This is a genomic window from Candidatus Palauibacter sp. (genome assembly GCF_965197445.1).
Taxonomy (GTDB): Bacteria; Gemmatimonadota; Gemmatimonadetes; order Palauibacterales; family Palauibacteraceae; genus Palauibacter.
This window is the reverse complement of the sequence record NZ_CBDANE010000005.1, coordinates 1,054,452-1,074,455: the sequence shown is the minus strand read 5'-3', so window position 1 is coordinate 1,074,455 and position 20,004 is coordinate 1,054,452. Positions and strand designations below refer to the sequence as shown.

Below are 20,004 nucleotides of genomic sequence, written 5' to 3'. Positions count from 1 at the left end.
AGCGTGGGCACTTACGCGGTGGCACGGTAGTCGCGCACCTTCCGGGAATCCAGTTCCCCAGCGGGGTTTGACCGTGAGTGAATCGAAGCTGCTCATCTACGGCGCCACCGGATACACGGGTCGACTCGTGACGGCCGAGGCGGTGCGATCCGGATTGCGCCCCGTCCTGGCGGGGCGGGACGCCGCCAGGCTCGCGGCGATGGCGCCGACTCCGGGGCTGGAGACCAGGGCTGTCGGTCTGGACGAGCCGGATCGGCTCGCGGCGGCCCTGGAGGACATAGCGGTGGTCCTGCATTGCGCCGGGCCCTTTTCCCGGACGGCCCTCCCGATGTACGAGGCCTGCCTCACGACGCGCTCGCACTATCTCGACATCACCGGAGAGATCGAGGTGTTCGAGATGCTGGCCGCCCGCGATGCGGCGGCCGGAGAAGCGGGAATCATGGTCCTGCCGGGCGTCGGGTTCGATGTCGTACCCAGCGATTGCCTGATCGCCGATCTCGCCGCGCGACACCCCGGCGGCCGAGTTCTGAGGCTCGGCCTCGGGGCCCGGAGCCGCACGTCCCGCGGGACGACGCGAACGATTCTGGAGAGCGTCAACAACTTTCGCATTCGGCGCGATGGCGTGATCACGAGGGTCCGCCCCGGCCAACTGCACCATGAGTTCGACTTCGGGGAGCCCCCACGCGCGGCCCTCGTCAGCGTGCTCGGTGATGTCTCGACGGCGTACAGGTCGACGGGCATCGCCAACATCGAGACGTACAGCCAGGCGAACCGTCTCTTCAGCGGCCTCACACGCATGAGCCGCAGCATCGGATGGCTGCTCGCCGGGCGGACCGCGCAGGCGCTGCTGAACCGCCTGGTCGACCGCGGGCCGGAGGGGCCGAGCGACTCCGCGCGCCGCAGGAGTTACGCGATCCTCGTCGCGGAGATCGAAGATCCGGGTGGGCAACGCGCCGCGGCGCGCCTGCGGACACCCGACCCCTATGGCTTCACCGCGATGACAGCGGTCGCCATTGCGGCACGCGCGCTCGGTGGCGACGTGAAGGTCGGCTATCAGACGCCTTCATCCGCGTACGGGGCCGATCTGCTTCGAGAATTCGAAGACGTGCAATGGGAACTGCTCGGCTGTCAGGCCACGGCTCGATAGTCCTCGATCTCCCGGTAATCCATGGCGTCGAGCGCCTCCCGGATCTCGCGGCGGGCTCCGGGCGACCCCACCGCGAGCAGCACATACGGGCGGACGGGGGCGGCGAACTCCGGGAGCGCTTCGGGTCTGATGACGACGGCCCCGTGGATGTTCTGTCCGATCTTGCGCGGATCCAGATCGACGAACGCGGCGATCGGGACCATCGAGCCTCTGGGCGCGGGCTGCCTCAGCCAGGCGCGGGCGAAGGCTTTTCCAACCTTGCCGGCACCCCAGATCACGAGCGGCCGGTCCCGCGGCAGGCGCCCGGCGGCCAGGAAAGACACCTTCAGGCTCCGGAACGCATCGGCGCCGTAGCGTGCCGACCGCTCCGACAGCCGATGGGCGCCGAGCCTCCATTCGTGCAGGGTCTCCGGAACGTTGGTCAGCCCGTGCCCCTCGGCGGCAAGGCGCAGGACCAGGTCGTAGTCTTCCGGTCCGTCGGTCTCGCGATAGCCGCCGACCGCTTCGAACGCGTCGCGCCGCACCATCAGAGTGGGATGCGCGATGGGACATTCGACGAACAGGTTCCGCTCGACCGTGACAGGATCGATCAGGCCGTTGAGCCACGCCTCGTAGCGCCGATAGCCGGAGCCGGCGGGAGGGCGCGGGAAGTAGCGGACGCCCGTCCCACACGCGGCGATGCCGGGTCGCCGGGCCAGAAGGCGAAGCTGCGCGGCCAGCCGTCCGGGGCGTGCGATGTCGTCCGCGTCCATGCGGGCGATGAGCGGCGATCGCGCCTCGCGGGCCAGCCGCCGCAACGCCGCCACGATCCCCGAGCCGTCGCGGTCGACGAGCCGCACCCTCGAATCGCGCTCGGCCCACGCCTGGAGCAGGGCACCCGTGTGGTCCCTCGACCCGTCATCCAGGGCGAGCACCTCGAAACGCGACTCGGACTGCGCCCGCAGGCTCTCGATGCAGTCGCCGAGAAACTGTCCCGCATCGCGGCATGGCAGGAGGACCGAGACGCTCGGTTCCGCCGCGTCCCTCACGCCGGTCTCGCGGCCGCGGCAACGTGGGCGTCCGCTTCGAGGCGGGCCGCGCGCGCCCTCAGGAACACTCCGGTTCGGGACCCATCGGCTTCGGCGATCGCGGCGGGCGGACCCGCCGCCACGATCCTCCCTCCGTCGTCCGCGGGCCCGGGCCCCATGTCGATGACCCAGTCCGCGCCCGCGACCAGGTCGAGGTTGTGCTCCACCACGACCACGGTGTGGCCCTCCCCCACCAGCTCGCGGAGCACACTGGTCAGAGTGCCGACCTCGCCGACACCGAGCCCCACGGTGGGTTCGTCCAGGATGTAGAGCCGCCTGCCGGCGCGTCCCCGCCGCGCGAGTTCACGTGCGATCTTCAGTCGCTGCGCCTCGCCGCCGGAGAGGGTCGTCGCCGGCTGGCCCAGCCGCAGATAGCCGAGGCCCACCCGCTGCAGGTGCCACAACTTCGCTCCCAGGCGATCGTGGCGGATGAAGAACCGGATCGCCTCGTCGACGGTCATGTCGAGCGCGTCACGGATCGAGCGGCCGCGGATCCCGATTTCCAGCACTTCGGGACGGTACCGCGAGCCGTCGCACGCCTCGCAGGGAACGGAGACATCCGCCAGGAAGACCATCTCCACCGTCTCCTCGCCCGCACCCTTGCACCGCTCGCACCGGCCGCCCGCCCGGTTGAAGGAGAAATACCCCGCCTCGTACCCACGGGCGCGCGCCTCGGGTGTGGCCGCGTACGCGCTGCGCAGAGGTGTGAATGCTCCGATGTAGGTGGCCGGGTTCGAGCGCGGGGTGCGCCCGATCGGCCGCTGGTCGACGAGTACGACATCCTCGAGAGACTCGGCCCCCTCCAGTCGATCCCAGGAGCCCGCGGGTTCGCCGAGGTGCGGCTTGGCCGAAGACCGGCCGGCAACTTCCTGCTCGAGCGCATGGAAGAGCACCCCGCGCACGAGCGTCGATTTGCCGGATCCCGAGACGCCGGTCACGAGCGTAAGCGACCCGAGGGGAATCGACACGTCGACGCCCCGGACGTTGTGCAGCGTGGCCCCGCGCAGGACGAGTTCCCCGGTCGTCGCCGCTCCGCCGGATCGGGTGTGCCGCCGGACCGGTCGATCCGCACCGCGCTCGTCCCCACGCGACCTCGCCCCCGTCGCCCGGCGGGCCAGCGCCCGCCCGGTACCGGTGTCCGACGCCAGCAGGCTCGCCCACGTACCCTCGAACACGATTTCGCCCCCCTGTTCCCCTGCGCGCGGGCCCAGTTCCACGATCCGGTCGGCCCGTTCGAGGAGCGATGGTTCATGCTCGACAACCAGCACGGTATTGTCGCGGCCCGCGAGTCGCTCGAGCACGCCGGCAAACGCCGCGATGTCGTACGGGTGAAGCCCGATCGTCGGCTCATCGAGTACGTACAGCGTGTTCACGAGCCGGCTCCCGAGGCAGCTGGCCAGCCGGATTCTCTGCATCTCCCCGCCGGAGAGCGATCGCGCCTGACGGTCCAGCGTGAGGTACGCCAGACCGACTTGCGCCAGGAACGAGAGTCGGTGCTCGAGTTCGCGCAGGATGGTCGCCGCCACCTGGCGCCCGAACGGCGGAAGATCGAGGTCCTCCGAGAGCCAGCGGGCGATTTCGCCCACGGTGCGCCCGGCGACTCCGGCGATATGTCGGCCGCCCACCCGGACGTTCATGGCCTCCGGCTTCAGCCGCGTCCCGCCACAGCCGGAGCACCGCTTCGGGAGCTGATACTGGCGGAGAAAGACGCGGATGTACGCTTTGTATCGCTTGTTCTCCTTGGAACGAAGGAAAGGAATCATTCCTCGGAATCGCTCTCCGGCGTACGTCCCTCCGTGCATGAGAACGTCGCGCGCCCCCTCCGGAAGCGTCTCCCACGGGGCCGCCATGTCGACTCCTGCCGACAGCGCGAACCCTCGCAGCCGGGATCTGGCGCGGGAGTAGCGAGGCTTCTCCCAGGGATCCAGTGCCCCCGCTTCGAGTGAACGCCCGGGGTCGGGGACGATGAGGCGGGGCGAGTATTCGAGTACCGCGCCGAACCCGGTGCACACGCCGCACGCGCCGGCGGGACTGTTGAAACTGAACGTCGCCGGCGTCGGTCGGGGGAACCCGCGCCCGCACGCCGCGCACCGGTACGATTCCTCGAACTCGTGGCGTTCCGGAGTCTCCGAACCCCTTCGCCAGGCTAGCGCCACCGCGGCGCCACCGCCTTCGGCAAAAGCGGCCGCGAGTGAGTCCGCGATCCGTTCGCGGTCCTCCTCCCGGGCCACGACGCGGTCCACCACCACGAGCAGCTCCGTCGCCCGCGTCAGCGCCCCAGCGGCGTCCTCGCCCGCACTCTCCTCGAGGTCGATGTCCGGCAGGTAGATCTCGTCGCCGTCGGCCTGCACCCGCACATAGCCGCGCGCTGTGAGGTTCTCCACAGCTCCGGTGCCGGCTCCACGCTCTTCGCGGGCGACCGGGAAGGCTATGGCGAGTCGAACTTCCGACCCCAGATCGAGCAGCGCGTCGGTGGCCGAAGTCACCGTGTCCGGCACGACGGGGCGCTCGCAGTCGGGGCATACGGTCGTCCCGACGCGGGCCCAGAGGAGTCTCAGGTAGTCGTAGACTTCCGTGATCGTCCCCACCGTCGAACGACTCGACTGGACGCGGTTGTTCTGGTCGATGGCGACGGAGGGACTCACGCCTTCGACGAGATCGACGGCCGGCTTGGGCATCCGCTCGAGGAACTGCTTCGCGTACGTGGAGAGGGACTCGATGTAACGGCGCTGCCCTTCGGCGTAGATCGTGTCGAAGGCGAGGCTCGATTTCCCCGAGCCGGAAGGCCCCGTGAGGACCGTGAGGGCCCCGCGCGTGATATCGATGTCGACGCCCTTGAGGTTGTGCTGCCGGGCGCCTCGGACCCTGATCCGGTCGCTCATATGAGGATGATGGCCGGCGGCGCGGACCCGCGCCAACCTGATTGGAAGGGAGTGGCCCAGTCCGTACTATGGGGCATGCAAACGCCCGACGGCCCGCTCCAGGAAGAAGAAGCGCTCGGCAAGGCGTACGACGCCCACCTCATGAGGCGGTTGCTCGCCTACCTCAGGCCCTACCGGCTCAGGGTCGCGATCGCCGTGGTCATGCTCATCGCGGCGTCCGCCCTGGCGCTGGTCGGCCCCTGGCTGACCATGGAGGTCATCGACGGCGCCATCCCGCGCGGCGACTTCGCCGCCCTCCGCAACCTCGCGATCATCTTCTTCGTCGCGCTCCTGCTCTCCGGCGTACTCGAGTACGCGCGCACGATCCTCACCACGTGGATCGGCCAGAACGTGATGCTCGACCTTCGGCAGGAGATCTTCCGTCATCTCCAGCGCCTCCGGCTCGCCTACTACGACCGGAACCCGGTCGGACGGCTGATGACCCGGCTCACGAGCGACGTCGAGGTCCTGAACGAGATGTTCACCTCGGGCGTCGTCACGATCTTCGGGGATGTGTTCACCGTCGCCTTCATCATGGTGGCGATGCTGGTCATGGACTGGCGGCTCGCCCTGGTGACCTTCGCGGTGCTTCCGCTCGTGTTCGGCGCGGCCTGGCTCTTCCGGAAGAAGGTCCGCGAGGCGTACCGCGACATCCGGGTCCGGCTTGCGCGGATCAACGCCTACCTGCAGGAGCGGATCACCGGAGTCCGGGTGGTGCAGCTGTTCCGCCAGGAGAGGACGGCGACGCGGTGGTTCCGGGAGATCAACGACGATCACCTCGAGGCGCATCTCCGCTCGATCACCTACTACGCGCTCTTCTTCCCCGTGATCGAGGTGCTCGCTTCGGTCGCGCTGGCCCTCATCATCTGGTACGGCGGCGGCCGGGCTCTCGAGGGGACGCTGACGATCGGAGTGATCGCCGGCTTCCTCCAGTACGCGAGACGGTTCTTCCGTCCCATCCAGGATCTGTCGGAGAAATACAACATCCTCCAGGGTGCGATGGCGAGTTCGGAGCGGATCTTTCGGCTCCTGGACGAGAGCCCGGGGATCGAGGATGCGCGCCGTCCGGTCGAGCTCCCGCCAGCCGTGAAGGGCCGGATCGAGTTCGAGGACGTGTGGTTCCGGTACCTCTCGCCGGAGGAGGACGCGGCGGGCATTACGACGCCCGCGCTGGCAAACGCGGCGGCCTGGGAGGGCGCCGAGGGGAGGCTGGATCAGGACGGGCCCGACGATGGCTGGGTACTCCGCGGAATCAGTTTCGTAGCCGATCCGGGCCAGCGGCTGGCAGTGGTCGGGGCCACCGGAGCCGGCAAGACGACGCTGTTCAGCCTTCTGATGCGGTTCTACGAGCCGCAGCGCGGCAGGATCACGCTCGACGGGGTCGACATTCGGGATCTGCGGCTCGCGGACCTGCGCCATCGGATGGGACTCGTGCTGCAGGACGTCTATCTCTTTTCCGGAACCGCGGCGGATAACATCTCGCTCGATCGGGAGGGAATCGGCACGGCCGAGATTCGGGATGCGGCGCGGCAGGTGGGGGTCGACCGCCACCTCGCGCGGCTGCCGAAAAAGTACGACGAGCCTTTGAGCGAGAGGGGCGGCAACCTTTCGGTCGGCGAGCGGCAGCTCGTCTCGTTCGCGCGCGCCCTCGCCGGCGACCCGCCCATCCTGCTGCTCGACGAAGCCACCAGTTCGGTGGACTCGCAGATCGAAGCGGAGATTCAGACAGCGCTCGAGCATCTCATGCGGGGGCGAACGAGCCTCGTCATCGCGCACCGGCTCTCGACGATTCAGGGAGCCGACCGGATTCTCGTCCTCCACCGCGGGCGCATCAGCGAGTCGGGTACGCACGACACTCTGCTCGAGCAGGGCGGCCTCTACGCGCAGCTTCACCGCCTGCAGTTTCAGAAACCCACGGCGGCAGCATGAACGCGGCCCTCGAGTGGGCCGCGACAGTGGACCCGCGCTGGCCGCTCCTCACCTTCCTCGTGCTCCTGAACCTCTGGTCCACGGGGCTCGTCATCCTCTCGGCGGCGCCCAGGCGGGAAAAGGCGCTTTGGGTCGCGGTGATCTTTCTCTGTCCGATCATCGGTGGCGTACTCTGGTTCGTCTTCGGACCCAAGCCGTGGGCGGGGCGACGCGGCTAGCCGGGCCACAGGGGGAGGAGCAGATCCGCGGTTAGAGCGGCTGCGCCGGCCCCGGACTCGATGAACGCGCGTGCGGCCGCGCCGCGGTGCGCCCGCAGTCGCGGGTCGGCCAGCCCGGCCAGGGTGTCGGGCAGCGCGCCGGGCGAACAGGCGAGCCCGCCGCCGGCCGCTTCGAGCGCACGCGCGTCGGACCGGTCGTGCCGTGGACCGAACACGACCGGCAGTCCGGCGGCGGCGGGCTCGAGCACGTTGTGGAGCCCGGTGCCCCCGAGGCCACCGCCGACGTAGGCCACATCGCCCACCGCGTACAACTCGGCGAGCCGGCCGACTTCGTCGAACACCACAATCGCGCCGGCGGGCGCCGCGCGGGACGCGCCGATCCGGCTCCAGCGTACGACGCGCTCGCCGCGGGCCTCGCACGACGCGACGAGCGCGCGGACATGCGCGGCGGTCGGCTCGTGCGGCGCGATCACGAGCTGCCAGCCTGGTCCGCCGTCCCGCCGAGTGGCCACGAGGCTGTCCAGCGCATCGAGCAGCGCACGTTCGTCGGCGCCCCACGTCGAGCCTGCGACCAGGCGCAGCGTCGCCGGTTCCGACCCCCCGAGGGCGGAGCGATACGCGGCGGCGGAGCCATCCGCCTGTGCCCGGTCCGCCCGTTCAAGGGCCAGATCGAAGGCTGCGTCGCCGGTCAGCGTCACCCGGTCGGTCCGTGCGCCGAGCGCAACCAGACGCCGACGATCCTCCCGGCTGGCGGCGCCGACCGCCTCCAGCTGCGCGTACGATTCCCGGAACAGGCGTCGGGCCGCGCGTCTCGACCGGCGGCTCCCGTCGCGTACCGTGCCGTTGATGAGTGCGGTCGGCGTCCCGGCCCGCGCCGCGGCGGCGGCCAGACCGGGCCAGACATCCAGCTTGGCGAAGACGAGCAGTCCGGGCCGTAGAACCGCCAGCACGCGGTCGCAGTCGCGCCGCCGATCCAGCGGGGCGTACCCGGAGTGGTCCGGTCCAAGCCATTGGAGCGCGGCCTGCCCGGACGGCGAGGAATAGGTCACGAGAAGCTGCGGGCGGTCGCCGGATCGGGCGGCCACACCCGCGCGAAGCACTCGCACAGTTGCCGCCGCACCGAGCAGTTCACCTGCCGACGCGCCGTGGAGCCAAAGCAGGGGACCCGGCTCGCGCCGACATCCCCATGCGACCAACTCCGCGGCGGCGGCGCGGCGCGCCGCCAGCACCCGCCCGATGTCCGGCCGGACGCGCCGGAGCAGCGGCGCGGCGGCGAGCGCCACCCCGGCCGCGGCGTCCGACAGCCGCGCCCCGGCGTTCACGACGTAGCCCCAGAGCTTTTCGACCGCATCCGGGCTTCATATTCTCCCGCGTGCGTTATCTCGGGAACAAGACGAAACTCATCCCCTTCCTCATGGACGCCGTGCGTCGCATTCAGCCGGCGCCTGGGGTCGCGTGCGACCCGTTCGCGGGTACTGCCAGCGTCTCGATGGCGCTCAAGGCAGCCGGTTGGCAGGTCCACTCCGGCGACCTGCTGGCGTCCTCCTACGCCCTGCAGGTGGCCCGGGTCGAACTCGACGCCGCCCCGCGCTTCGCCTCCTCGCTGCTCCCCGCCGGGACCCCAAACGGACGAGGGGACATCGGTTATCCCAGATTCCTCGAGCGACTCGCGGACATCGATGATTCGGATCGGTCCGGCAGCCGCGGGTTCGTCTCGGAGCACTATACCCTCCACGGGGCGGCCGGACGCGCGCACGGCCGCATGTACTTCTCTCGGGAGAACGGCCGGAAGATCGACGGCGTCCGGGAGCGGATCGAGCGCTGGACCGGCGAATCCCGTATCGGCCGGACCGAGGCGCAGCTCCTCATCGCGACGCTGATCGAAGCCGCCGACCGGGTCGCGAACACGACCGGCGTGTACGCCTCGTTCGTGAAGACGATGCAACCCAACGCCCGACGCCCCCTCGAGCTGCGCCCCATCGAGCCGACGCCGCGCGCGAACGGAGCCGCAGCGTGTCGCGCGTTCCGCGGACCCGCGGCCCGGCTCCTCGAAGCGGTCGGCCCCGTCGATCTCGTGTATCTCGACCCTCCCTACAACAGCCGGCAATACCCCGCGTATTATCACATCCCCGAACTCCTCGCGCTCGGCTGGACACCGCCGCCCGAGATTCGAGGAAAGACCGGGTTGATCCCCGACGAGGCCGTGCGGTCGGACTGGTGCCGGAAGCAGCGGGCTGCCGACGCCTTGCAGGCGGTGCTGGAAGCGGCTGATAGTCGTCACATCCTGTTCAGTTACAACGATGAGGGGCTGCTGGACCGCGAAGTGATCGAGCGGGCCCTGCGCGACCGCGGCCGTCCCGACTCGTACCAGTTCCTTCACCGCCCCTATCGCCGCTACCGGAGCGACGCCGACGGCCCGCACCGGAACTACCGGCGCGATGACGTCCGGGAGCATCTCCACTACGTGAGGTGCGCATGAGAACCGCCGTGTGCACGGGCATCCGGCCGCTCGCCGCGGTCCTCCTCCTCTCCGCGGGCGGCTGCTCGCCCGCCTACGTGCTCAGGGCCGGGTGGGAGGAGGCCCGCATTCTCTCGGTCCGGCGACCGATCCGCGCCGTGATTCACGACACGACCGTGGCCCGCGAAACCCGCGACAAGTTGCGGCTCGTGCTCGACGCGCGTGATTTCGCCGAGCGCGACCTCGGCCTGCGGGCGGGGGCGAGCTATGAATCGTTCGCCCAACTCCACCGCGACACCCTGGTGCTGAACGTGCTGGCCGCCCCGGAGTTCGCCCTCCGCTGGAAGACCTGGTGGTTCCCGATCGTCGGCCACCTTCCCTACAAGGGGTACTTCGACTTCGATGACGCCCGCGCCGAGGCCGCCAGCCTCGCGGAGGAGGGGTACGACGTGTCGGTGCGGGCGGTGTCCGCCTTCTCGACCCTGGGCTGGTTCCCCGATCCGATCATGTCGACCACGCTGCGGCTCGACAGCCTGGGGCTGGTCGAGACGGTGATTCACGAGATCACTCACAGCACCTATTTCCCCACGGGCCAGGCCGACTTCAACGAGAGTTTCGCCAACTTCGTCGGACACCGCGGCGCAATCGAGTTCTTCTGCGGGGCCGTGCGCGATGCGAGCGCCTGCGAGCGGGCGCATCAACGGTGGGATGACACGCGGGTGTTCGGGCGCTTCTTCCACTCGATTCTCGAGCCGCTCGAAGAGGTGTACGCCTCCCCGCTCCCCGACGAAGCGAAGCGCACCGCCAAGCGAGAGGTCTTCGAGGAGGCCGCCCGCCGATTCGAAACGGAGTACAGACCTCAGCTCGCGGCGCAGTACGGTTCGATCGATCCCGCCAGCCTCGACAACGCCTGGATCATCTCGCGTCTGCTCTACTACACGAGGCTGGACGACTTCGAGCGCATCTACGAGTCGCTCGGGGAGCTGGTCCCGTCCGTGGAGGCGTTGATGAGAGAAGCGGCCACGGGCGATCCGTGGGAGGCCCTCACGCGGCTGACGGGGTCGGGAGCCGCCGAGCCCGGACGCGATCGCTGACCGCGGCCCGCCGACCCCCCCCCCCAAGAAAAGAAGACCAAAGGGTACACATGACGGAATCATTCGTTTGCACCCGCTGCGGCCGCGGCGATCAGGGAAGAATCGACCGCGACCCGTTCCCCAGCGACCTGGGGGCACGGATCGTGGCCGAGATCTGCGCCTCCTGCTGGGACGAGTGGAAGGAGCGGCAGATGCTTCTGATCAACCACTACGGCCTGAAGCTCCACGAGGCGGCATCGCGCGAGTTCCTCTATACGAACCTGCGCATCTTCCTGTTCGGCGAGGAGGGATCCGCCGCCTCCATCGACACGAGCGCGGAGGGGTCCGTCGAATGGTGAGGGCTGGCAGCCCCTGCTAGGAGACGACGAGGTTGAGCATGCGGTCCGGGACGTGGATCACCTTTCGGATCGCGACCCCATCCAGCCGTCGGATGACGTTCGCCTCGGCCAGTGCCGCCTCGCAAACGACCGCCTCCGGGGCGCCCCGTGCGACGCGGATCGTGGCCCGCAGCCGGCCGTTCACCTGCACTGGAAGCTCGACCTCGTCCACTACCAGCCTGCTCTCGTCCCACGCCGGCCACTCGGCGTGATCGAACACGCTCGACTCACCCCCGAGACGGGCCCACAGCTCCTCGGCGATGTGCGGCGCGACCGGCGCGATCAGGACGACGAGCGGCCGCACTTCATCGATCGATGCGGTACGCCCCCCGAACCGTAGCGTGTTCAGATAGTCCATCGCCGCGGCGATGGCCGTGTTGTAGCTGAGCGCCTCGAGGTCTTCGGAGATCTGCTTGATCGTGGCGTGCAGCGCGCGCTCGACATCGGGATCGTCGAACCCCGTGCGTCCCGACTCGACCGCCGTCGTCACGCTGTCCCACACCTTTTTCAGGAACCGCTCGGGCCCCGCGAGGCCGCGGTCCCGGAAGTCGCCGCCACGCTGGAAGGGGCCGAGGAACATCAGGTACATGCGGAAGGCGTCCGCGCCGAAGCGTTCGATATGCTCGTCGGGCAGGATCACGTTCCCGCGCGACTTCGAGATCTTGGCGCCGTCCTTGATCAGCAGGCCGTGCTTCCGGAAGCGGTCGTACGGTTCCTCGAACTCGATATGCCCCAGGTCGCTCAGCACCATGGTGAGAAAACGGGAGTAGAGGAGGTGGAGAACGGAGTGTTCCTCGCCTCCGATGTAGCTGCTCACGGGCAGCCATCTGCGCGTCCGCTCGGGGTCGAACGGCCGGTCATCGAACTCGGTCGAGGGATAGCGCAGGAAGTACCAGCCCGAGTCGAGGAAGGTGTCGGAGACATCGGTCTCCCGTCGCGCGTCGCCGCCACACGCAGGGCACGTCGTGGCGTAGAAGGACTCGTCGCGCGCGAGCGGACTCACCCCTGTCGCCGTGGGCCGGAAATCCTCGACGAACGGGAGGACCACGGGCAGATCCTCCTCCGGAACCGCCTGCGGGCCGCATCGGTCGCAGTAGATGATGGGGATCGGCGGACCCCAGTACCGCTGCCGCGAGATACACCAGTCGTGCAGCCGGTAGTTGATCTCCGCCGCGCCCAGCTTTCGTTCCGTCAGCCACTCGGTGATGGCGCGCCCGCCTGCGTCCGCCTCCATGCCGCTGAAGCGCCCCGAGTTGATGAGGATCTCGTCGGACGTGTGCTCGACGAACGCGGTCTCGGCCTCCTCCGGCAGAGATGCGCGAGAGCGAACGACCTGGATGATCGGCAGCCCGAACTGCCTCGCGAAATCGAAGTCGCGCTGGTCGTGTCCGGGGACCGCCATGATCGCGCCGGTCCCGTAGTCCATGAGGACGTAGTCGGCCACCCAGACCGGAATGTCCTCGCCGGTCGCCGGGTTCCGCGCGTAGCCGCCGGTGAAGATGCCGGTCTTCTCGCGCTCGTCCGTCTTCTGCCGCTCGACGAGGTCGACCGCCGCCGCCGCGCGCACATAGGCCTCCACTTCGGCGCGCCGCTCATCCGTCGTCAGGCGCTCGACCAGCGGGTGTTCCGGCGCCAGGACCATGAAGGTCGCGCCGAAGAGCGTGTCGGGCCGGGTCGTGAACACCTCGATCCGGTCCCCCTCCGCTCCGGCGGTGTCTCCGGCACCCGCGGCGCCCGCGAGCGCGAAGTGTAGCCGGGCGCCTTCCGAGCGGCCGATCCAGTTCCGCTGCGCCGTCCTGGTGGTCTCGGACCAGTCGATCCACTCGAGGTTGTCGAGCAGCCGCTGCGAGTAATCCGTGATCCGGAAGAACCACTGGCTCAGCATCCGCTGTTCGACGGCGGTGTCGCAGCGTTCGCACAGACCCGCGATGACCTGTTCGTTGGCGAGCACCGTCTGGTCCTTCGGGCACCAGTTGACCGCGGCTTCCTTCTTCTCCGCCAGTCCCGCCTTGAACAGCTGGACGAAGAGCCACTGTGTCCACTTGTAGTAGCGCGGGTCCGTCGTATCGACCGTACGCGACCAGTCGGTCATGAGCCCCGCCGCCCGCAGCATCCGTTCGAAGTTGCGGATGTTCGAGGGGATGAGCTCCATCGGGTGCGTGTCCACCTTGAGCGCGTGGTTCTCGGAGTGGATGCCGAATGCGTCGTAGCCGATGGGTTCGAAGACGTCGTCGCCCTGCAGACGGCGGAAGCGCCCGTAGATGTCCGCGCCGGTGAAGGCGTAGAGGTTGCCGACGTGAAGCCCCTCCGCCGACGGATACGGGTACATCATGAGATTGAAGAATGGGCGCTCGGCGGCGTCGAGGTCGGGCTCGTTCGTCCCGTTCTCCTCCCACCAGGCCTGCCATCCGGCTTCGATGGCTCCGGGGTCGTACATGGCTCGCGGGTCCGTTCCGTCCGTGGAGATCACGTCACCCCGTGGCACGGGGATGCGCGAGACGGCGGCACCCTGCGGAAGCCGCCGTCCGGCCGCACAAGATGGGGCCGGAGCGGCGACCGAACAACTTGAGGCGGCAGTCCGCGGCTAGTCGTCCCTGCCGGGGCCGGGGACGAGGTGGTCGAGGTTCCACTTCCCACCACCGGTCGTCCACAGGAAGAGGAAGATGGCGCAGTAGAGGACGGCCAGTTCTCCGCCGTTCACGATCGGCCAGAAGTCCATCTCGCGGCCGAAGAAGTGGCGCCACCAGTAGACCACCGCGAAGTGTCCCGTGAGGAGGAAGGCGACGTAACGGGTCCGGATCCCGAGGATGATGAGGATCGGTGCGAAGAACTCGATGATGCCGGCGATGCCGACGGGCCATGCGAACCAGGAATCGGCGGCGTTGCCGCCCAGCCAGCCGAAGAGCTTTTGGGCGCCGTGCTGCCATAGCATGAGACCGGCGACGATCCGAAGCAGCGCGTGCGTCGTGTCCTTCGTGACTGGTGCTCTCATCATGCCTCCAGGGGCTGTCCTGCGGTCGGTGGCGGCAGTCCGTGGCGCAGCTTGCTCGCCCGAATATCCTGCCGTAGCCTCCCTTTCTATATGCCTCTCGACTTCGGTTCCCCACAAGACACCCGGTTCACGGGCGGCGTCCCCGTGCAGATTCCTCTTGCGATGCTCGCCGCCCTCCATGAGCTGGACATGCCCGACGACCCGCGGGACCTGGCCGTCTCGCATCTGTCGCTCAATCTGAGGCAGAGGCTGGGGCTGTCGAGCGTCGTCCTGGACCAGATCCGCCGCTACGAAGCCACCCGTGGCGACGTGAGTGCGGACGAGGTTGCGAGCCTGTTCACCCTGCTCGCGCGCCGCTCCGATGCGACGGTGATCTTCGATGCCGCGGGCCATCGGATCGCGCGGGAGAGCCTGGACGATCGGGGCGCCGGACGCCGGTTCGCCACGCGGCTCCTTCCCCTTCGGCTGCGGCGCTGGCGGGCCTGGCGGCGGGCGGGAAAGATCGCCCGTCGTCTGTGCCCGGGCTCCCCGGTCCGGGTTGCCCGCGGGAACTCGGCGCTCGTGATCGAGGAAGGACTCCCGGCACACGCGACCCCGTGCGGGAGAGGCTGCGCGCTCCTGGCAGGTCTGATCGACGAGATTCTCGGTGAATACGGGGCTACGGGGAACGACATCGTCCACCGCCGCTGCGAGGCACGGGGAGATGACGACTGCACGTGGGAATTCGCGGGCGACGACGAGGCTAACGGCGAAAGCGTCGTCCGCGGCTGAAGCTCGGCCTCGACCGGTTCGGGTCCAGTTCCGGTTCCCCGTCTTCTTCCTCTTCCCGCACCACCGCGTCGAACCGGCTCGAGCGGGCGCGTTGGCGACCGGCCAGCAACCATCTCCAGGGGGATTGGCGCGGGGCTTTTCCCGTCTGCTCGTACTTGTCGTACAGCCCCGGAGACCCGAGTCCGATCCAGATCCCGAACACGAACGCGAGCAGCGCAACGAGCGCTCCGGCGCTGATCAAAACCAGTTCAAGGGTGCCGTTGCTCATGAGACTCCGTCTTGCTTGCGTGCCTCGCCGCAGGTCGCCTAATGTCACGCCGGCAGGCTCCGCACCGGGCCGCTAAATGGCGGCTCGAGCGGCACCGTGACAAGCGCGCCCCGTGACCCCTCCCGCCGACCCGAGCGTTTCCATGACAGAACAGCACCGGGAAATCGACGTCCTGCTGGACGAGAGGCGAACCTTCCAGCCGCCGGCCGCCTTCGTCGAGACCGCGCATGTGGCCGGTCACGGTCCCTACGACGATGCCGTCCGTGACCGGGAAGCGTACTGGGAGGCGTGGGCGCGGAAACTCGACTGGTTCGCGCCGTGGGACAGGGTACTGGAGTGGGATCCGCCGTTCTCGAAGTGGTTCGTGGGTGGCACCATCAATGCCGCGTACAACTGCCTCGACCGCCACCTCGAGACGCGGGGCTCCGCGCACGCCCTGATCTGGGAGGGCGAGCCGGGGGATGTGCGGCGTTACACGTATCGCGAACTGCACGAGGAAGTATGCCGGTTCGCCAACGCACTCAAGGGGCTCGGCGTCGGGAAGGGCGACCGGGTCGCGATCTACCTCCCCATGATCCCCGAGGCCGCGATCGCCATGCTCGCCTGCGCGCGGATCGGCGCGCCGCATTCGGTGGTGTTCGGAGGCTTTTCCCCGCAATCGCTGCGGGACCGGATCGAGGATGCGGGGGCCCGCTGCGTGATCACGGCGGATGGGGGGTACCGACGCGGCGGCATCATCCCGCTCAAGGCGAGCACCGACGCGGCGATCGAGGGTCTCGACTACGTGACCAGCGTGGTCGTCGTCCAGCGCTCCGCGGTGACCGACCCGAAGGAGGCGCCGCACGGGGATCAGGTGGAAACACCGTCCTGTGACATGACCGCGGGCCGCGACCACTGGTATCACGAGTTGATTTCGCACGCGTCGTCCGAGTGCCCGCCCGAGCGCATGGATTCCGAAGATCTCCTCTACATCCTCTACACCTCGGGGACGACGGGGAAACCGAAGGGCGTCATGCACACGACGGGCGGTTACATGACGCAGGTGACCGCGACCGCGAAGTGGGTGTTCGACCTCAAGAACGACGACACGTACTGGTGCACCGCCGACGTGGGGTGGGTGACGGGGCACTCCTACATCGTCTACGGCCCCCTCTCCAACGGGGCTACGGTGCTCATGTACGAAGGTTCTCCGGACTGGCCCGACCGAGGGCGTTTCTGGTCGCTATGCGAGAACTACGGCGTGACCGTGTTCTATACGGCGCCCACGGCCATCCGCGCCTTCATGCGCTGGGGCGACCACTGGCCGGCGGGCTACGACCTCTCGAAGCTCCGCCTGCTGGGGACGGTGGGCGAGCCGATCAACCCGGAGGCGTGGATCTGGTACGACCGCCACATCGGCGGGGGGCGCTGTCCGATCGTGGACACCTGGTGGCAGACGGAGACGGGCGGGATCATGATCACGCCGCTGCCGGGGGCGATCACGACGAAGCCCGGAACGGCCACGGTCCCCTTCCCCGGCATCGAGGCTGCGATCCTGGACGAGGACGGGAATCCGGCCGAGAGCGGCTATCTGGCGATCACCTCGCCCTGGCCAGGGATGCTGCGGGGCGTGTGGGGGGACGAGGCCCGTTACCGGGAGACCTACTGGTCGAAGTGGCCGGATATCTACTTCGCGGGGGACGGAGCGCGCGTCGACGGGGACGGCTACTACTGGATCATGGGGCGCGTCGACGACGTGCTGAACGTGGCCGGCCACCGGATCGGCACGATGGAGGTCGAATCCGCCCTCGTGGACCATGACGCCGTGGCGGAAGCGGCCGTCGTGGGGCGTTCGGACGAGATCAAGGGACAGGCCGTAGCCGCGTTCGTGAGCGTGCTCGAGGGCGTACGGACGTCCGAGGAATTGCGGCAGGAGTTGCGGGCGCATGTGGCGACGCAGATTGGCGCCATCGCCCGGCCGGCGGACCTCATCTTCGCCGCCGAGCTTCCGAAGACGCGGAGCGGAAAGATCATGCGGCGGCTCCTCCGCGACGTGGCGGAGGGCCGGGCGCTGGGAGACACGACGACGCTGGCCGATCCCGCCGTCGTCCGGAGCCTGCAGCGACAGTTCGCGGACAGCGAGGGCTAGCCGCCCGGTGGCGGACCCGCGCCGATCCCGTCAACTCGCGCTCCTTGCGCTCGTCGAACTACTGGCGATGGGGCTGTGGTTCTCGGCCAGCGCGGTCGCACCTGAGTTGCGCGTCGAGTGGGGACTCACGGATTCGGGGGCGGCCTGGCTCACGAACTCCGTGCAACTGGGCTTCGTCGCGGGCGCGGTTCTCTCGGCCGTCTTCACCCTCGCGGACATCTGGGATCCCCGGCGCCTCATCGCCGGGTCCGCGCTGCTCGGTGCCGGCGCCACGGCCGCGATCGCGGGGTTCGGAACCGGCCTTGAAGTGGCCCTCCCGCTGCGTTTCGTGACCGGCCTGGCGCTGGCGGGCATCTACCCGCCGGGCATGAAGATCGTCGCCGGCTGGTTCCGGGAGGGCCGCGGGATGGCGATCGGGGTGCTCATCGGCGCACTCGCGATCGGCACCGCGGCCCCACACCTGCTGCGCCCGCTCGGCGGCATCGGGGCCTGGCGGCCCGTCCTGTGGTGCTCGGCCGCGCTGGCCGTCGTCGCTGCCGGGGTGGCATCGCGGGGGCTCCGCACCGGACCCTGGCAGGCGCCTGCCGCGCCCTTCGACCCCCGGGCGGTCCGGCGCATCCTCGCCGACCGCGCGACCATGCTCGCGAACGGCGGCTACTTCGGACACATGTGGGAACTGTACGCGATGTGGACCTGGATACCGGCCTTCCTCGCCGCGAGCTTCGCGTCCGATCCGAGCCCCGGCACAACGTCCACCCTCGCGTCCGTGGTGGCCTTCGCGACCATCGCGGCGGGGAGCCTGGGGGCGGCCGCGGGCGGCGTGCTCGCAGACCGTATCGGCCGGACGGTAGTCACGAGCTGGAGCATGGTCGTCAGCGGCCTGTGCTGCCTCGCGATCGGGCCGCTGTTCGGCGGCCCCGCGTGGCTGATCGCGGCGCTCTGCCTCGTGTGGGGGATCACGGTCCTCGCCGACTCGGCGCAGTTCTCCGCCTGTGTCAGCGAACTTGCCGAACCCGAGTACGTCGGCACGGCGCTCACTCTCCAGACCGCGATGGCTTCCTCCTCACGGTCGTCACCATCGCCTTCTCCCGGTGTGGGAGACATCGCTCGGCTGGCGGTGGGCGTTCGCACCGCTCGCGATCGGGCCCGCCCTCGGCATGGAGCATGCTCGTCCTGGCCGGCGCCCCGAGGCCGCCCGCATCGCCGGCGGCCGTCGCTAGCAGGCCGTCGCCGGCGTGGCCGACTGTAGAAACGGCAAGTGGCGGATGATTTGGGCGCTGTTATACAAAAGGCGGCCCGGGGGGCGGTGAAAGTCGCGATTTGCGCCCGGGAGGCCGAGAATGCGCCCGATTCGGCCAAGAAAGGCGGCAAAGTCGCGTGCGGAGGCGTCCGAGAGGGCCGCGGCCGCTGCCGCGAGGCCCTGCAGGCCGCGCGGGGTGCCGAAGCCAAAGCGGCTGCGCATCGGCTTCTCTCCGCTCTGCCTCGTGTGGGGGATCACGGTCCTCGCCGACTCGGCGCAGTTCTCCGCCTGTGTCAGCGAACTTGCCGAACCCGAGTACGTCGGCACGGCGCTCACTCTCCAGACCGCGATCGGCTTCCTCCTCACGGTCGTCACCATCCGCCTTCTCCCGGTGTGGGAGACATCGCTCGGCTGGCGGTGGGCGTTCGCACCGCTCGCGATCGGGCCCGCCCTCGGCACCTGGAGCATGCTCGTCCTGCGCCGGCGCCCCGAGGCCGCCCGCATCGCCGGCGGCCGTCGCTAGCGGCCCGCACACTCAGTGTCTACCGTGAGACCGTGTACCCAGCCTGGTTCGGAACCCGGGAGTCAGACGTGATACGAAACACCGATTCGCTCGGAGCCTGGTCCGCCACGGCGTGGAGCGCGCTGGCCTTCGCCGTGTTCGCGACATCCGCCTGCGGGCAGGCTGAGACCGGCTCACGAGCCGAAGGAGAAGGGATCCCTGAAGGCATGGCCGCGAGCCAGGAGGCCGCGAACCAGCTGGCGGCCGAGGAGGCGGCGGAGGGCTTCGAACTCCTCTTTGACGGCGAGTCGCTCGACGCCTGGCGAGGGTTCCAGATGGAGGCTGTACCCGAGGGCTGGAGCGCGATCGATGGCGCGCTCGCGTTCACGCCCGGCGTTGGGGGCGGGACGCTCATCACCCGCGACACATACACCGACTTCGACCTGCGGATCGAGTGGAAGGTCGGCCCGGCCGGGAACAGCGGGGTCTTCTTCGGCATCTCGGAGGCCACCGAGAGCGCGTTCCAGTCGGGTCCCGAGATGCAGGTGCTCGACAACGCCGGGCACTACGACGGCGGCAATCCCCTGACCTCGGCAGGGTCGAACTACGGTCTTCATGCCCCGCCGGAAGATGTCAGCCGACCGGCCGGCGAGTGGAACGAGGTTCGGATCGTGCGTCACGGCAACCAAGTCGTGCACTGGCTGAACGGGGTCCGGATCGTCGAGTATGAGATCGGCTCCACGGAGTGGGAGGAGCTGGTGGCGGGGAGCAAGTTCATTGAGTGGCCCGACTATGGCAGGCACCACGAGGGCCATCTCGGTCTCCAGGATCACGGCGACCCCGCCTGGTACCGCAACATCCGGGTCCGGCGACTCTAGCTGCGTTCCTGACG

The 20,004-nt window shown here is 69.2% G+C and carries 16 protein-coding genes and 1 pseudogene; 11 read left to right on the top strand and 6 right to left on the bottom strand.

Annotated elements, in window-relative coordinates; all coding sequences use genetic code 11:
• Positions 1-73: 73 nt before the first annotated feature.
• Positions 74-1,147 (top strand): saccharopine dehydrogenase family protein, encoded by a 1,074-nt coding sequence (locus ACN9M6_RS12020; protein ID WP_419163139.1) that lies wholly within the window; start codon positions 74-76, stop codon positions 1,145-1,147.
• On the opposite strand, the gene ACN9M6_RS12015 is transcribed toward ACN9M6_RS12020, so the two are convergent.
• Positions 1,129-2,175, bottom strand: a complete 1,047-nt coding sequence (locus ACN9M6_RS12015; RefSeq protein WP_419163138.1) for a glycosyltransferase — start codon at positions 2,173-2,175, stop codon at positions 1,129-1,131. The genes ACN9M6_RS12020 and ACN9M6_RS12015 overlap by 19 nt on opposite strands.
• Positions 2,172-5,096: an excinuclease ABC subunit UvrA gene (gene uvrA / locus ACN9M6_RS12010; RefSeq protein WP_419163137.1), complete on the bottom strand. Its 2,925-nt coding sequence runs from the start codon at positions 5,094-5,096 to the stop codon at positions 2,172-2,174. The genes ACN9M6_RS12015 and uvrA overlap by 4 nt, the downstream gene beginning before the upstream one ends.
• A 75-nt stretch (positions 5,097-5,171) precedes the next feature.
• Here uvrA and ACN9M6_RS12005 point away from each other — a divergent pair, with 75 nt between their 5' ends.
• Positions 5,172-7,064 carry an ABC transporter ATP-binding protein gene (locus ACN9M6_RS12005; RefSeq protein ID WP_419163136.1) on the top strand — a complete coding sequence of 631 codons (1,893 nt, stop codon included), beginning with the start codon at positions 5,172-5,174 and terminating at the stop codon, positions 7,062-7,064.
• Positions 7,061-7,282, top strand: a complete 222-nt coding sequence (locus tag ACN9M6_RS12000; protein WP_419163135.1) for a PLD nuclease N-terminal domain-containing protein — start codon at positions 7,061-7,063, stop codon at positions 7,280-7,282. Before ACN9M6_RS12005 ends, ACN9M6_RS12000 begins: the two co-directional genes overlap by 4 nt.
• Here ACN9M6_RS12000 and ACN9M6_RS11995 read toward each other — a convergent pair.
• Positions 7,279-8,604: a 3-deoxy-D-manno-octulosonic acid transferase gene (locus tag ACN9M6_RS11995; protein WP_419163134.1), complete on the bottom strand. Its 1,326-nt coding sequence runs from the start codon at positions 8,602-8,604 to the stop codon at positions 7,279-7,281. The two genes, ACN9M6_RS12000 and ACN9M6_RS11995, sit on opposite strands and share 4 nt — an antisense overlap.
• A 50-nt stretch (positions 8,605-8,654) precedes the next feature.
• Between ACN9M6_RS11995 and ACN9M6_RS11990 the strand changes: the two genes are divergently transcribed.
• The 3 genes from ACN9M6_RS11990 to ACN9M6_RS11980 are packed head-to-tail and all read left to right on the top strand — an operon-like array spanning position 8,655 to position 11,172.
• Positions 8,655-9,761, top strand: a complete 1,107-nt coding sequence (locus tag ACN9M6_RS11990) for a DNA adenine methylase (protein WP_419163133.1) — start codon at positions 8,655-8,657, stop codon at positions 9,759-9,761.
• Positions 9,758-10,834, top strand: coding sequence for an aminopeptidase (locus ACN9M6_RS11985; RefSeq protein WP_419163132.1), 1,077 nt, complete (start codon positions 9,758-9,760; stop codon positions 10,832-10,834). The genes ACN9M6_RS11990 and ACN9M6_RS11985 overlap by 4 nt, the downstream gene beginning before the upstream one ends.
• A gap of 50 nt (positions 10,835-10,884) precedes the next feature.
• Positions 10,885-11,172 carry a Fe(2+)-trafficking protein gene (locus tag ACN9M6_RS11980; RefSeq protein WP_419163131.1) on the top strand — a complete coding sequence of 96 codons (288 nt, stop codon included), beginning with the start codon at positions 10,885-10,887 and terminating at the stop codon, positions 11,170-11,172.
• Between the two features lie 16 nt (positions 11,173-11,188).
• Here ACN9M6_RS11980 and leuS read toward each other — a convergent pair whose 3' ends face one another.
• Both leuS and ACN9M6_RS11970 read right to left on the bottom strand, forming a co-directional pair.
• Positions 11,189-13,696, bottom strand: a complete 2,508-nt coding sequence (gene leuS / locus ACN9M6_RS11975) for a leucine--tRNA ligase (RefSeq protein WP_419163130.1) — start codon at positions 13,694-13,696, stop codon at positions 11,189-11,191.
• Positions 13,697-13,795: 99 nt separating this feature from the next.
• Positions 13,796-14,206 (bottom strand): DoxX family protein, encoded by a 411-nt coding sequence (locus ACN9M6_RS11970; RefSeq protein ID WP_419163129.1) that lies wholly within the window; start codon positions 14,204-14,206, stop codon positions 13,796-13,798.
• A gap of 141 nt (positions 14,207-14,347) precedes the next feature.
• Here ACN9M6_RS11970 and ACN9M6_RS11965 point away from each other — a divergent pair, with 141 nt between their 5' ends.
• Complete coding sequence (locus ACN9M6_RS11965; RefSeq protein WP_419163128.1) at positions 14,348-14,974, top strand: hypothetical protein; 627 nt, start codon at positions 14,348-14,350, stop codon at positions 14,972-14,974.
• Here ACN9M6_RS11965 and ACN9M6_RS11960 read toward each other — a convergent pair.
• Positions 14,946-15,242 carry a hypothetical protein gene (locus ACN9M6_RS11960; RefSeq protein WP_419163127.1) on the bottom strand — a complete coding sequence of 99 codons (297 nt, stop codon included), beginning with the start codon at positions 15,240-15,242 and terminating at the stop codon, positions 14,946-14,948. The genes ACN9M6_RS11965 and ACN9M6_RS11960 overlap by 29 nt on opposite strands.
• A 142-nt stretch (positions 15,243-15,384) precedes the next feature.
• Here ACN9M6_RS11960 and acs point away from each other — a divergent pair, with 142 nt between their 5' ends.
• The 4 genes and pseudogenes from acs (at position 15,385) to ACN9M6_RS11940 (ending at position 19,990) form a co-directional block, all read left to right on the top strand.
• The gene (gene acs / locus ACN9M6_RS11955; protein ID WP_419163126.1) at positions 15,385-17,370 is read left to right on the top strand and encodes an acetate--CoA ligase; all 1,986 of its coding nucleotides are present in this window, start codon (positions 15,385-15,387) and stop codon (positions 17,368-17,370) included.
• A gap of 7 nt (positions 17,371-17,377) precedes the next feature.
• The gene (locus ACN9M6_RS11950) at positions 17,378-18,619 is read left to right on the top strand and encodes an MFS transporter (protein WP_419163125.1); all 1,242 of its coding nucleotides are present in this window, start codon (positions 17,378-17,380) and stop codon (positions 18,617-18,619) included.
• A 223-nt stretch (positions 18,620-18,842) separates the two neighbouring features.
• A pseudogene (locus ACN9M6_RS11945) lies at positions 18,843-19,133 on the top strand (MFS transporter); the annotation flags it as partial.
• 68 nt (positions 19,134-19,201) lie between these two features.
• On the top strand, positions 19,202-19,990 hold the full coding sequence (locus ACN9M6_RS11940) for a 3-keto-disaccharide hydrolase (RefSeq protein ID WP_419163124.1): 789 nt from the start codon (positions 19,202-19,204) through the stop codon (positions 19,988-19,990).
• The last annotated feature ends 14 nt before the right edge of the window (positions 19,991-20,004 follow it).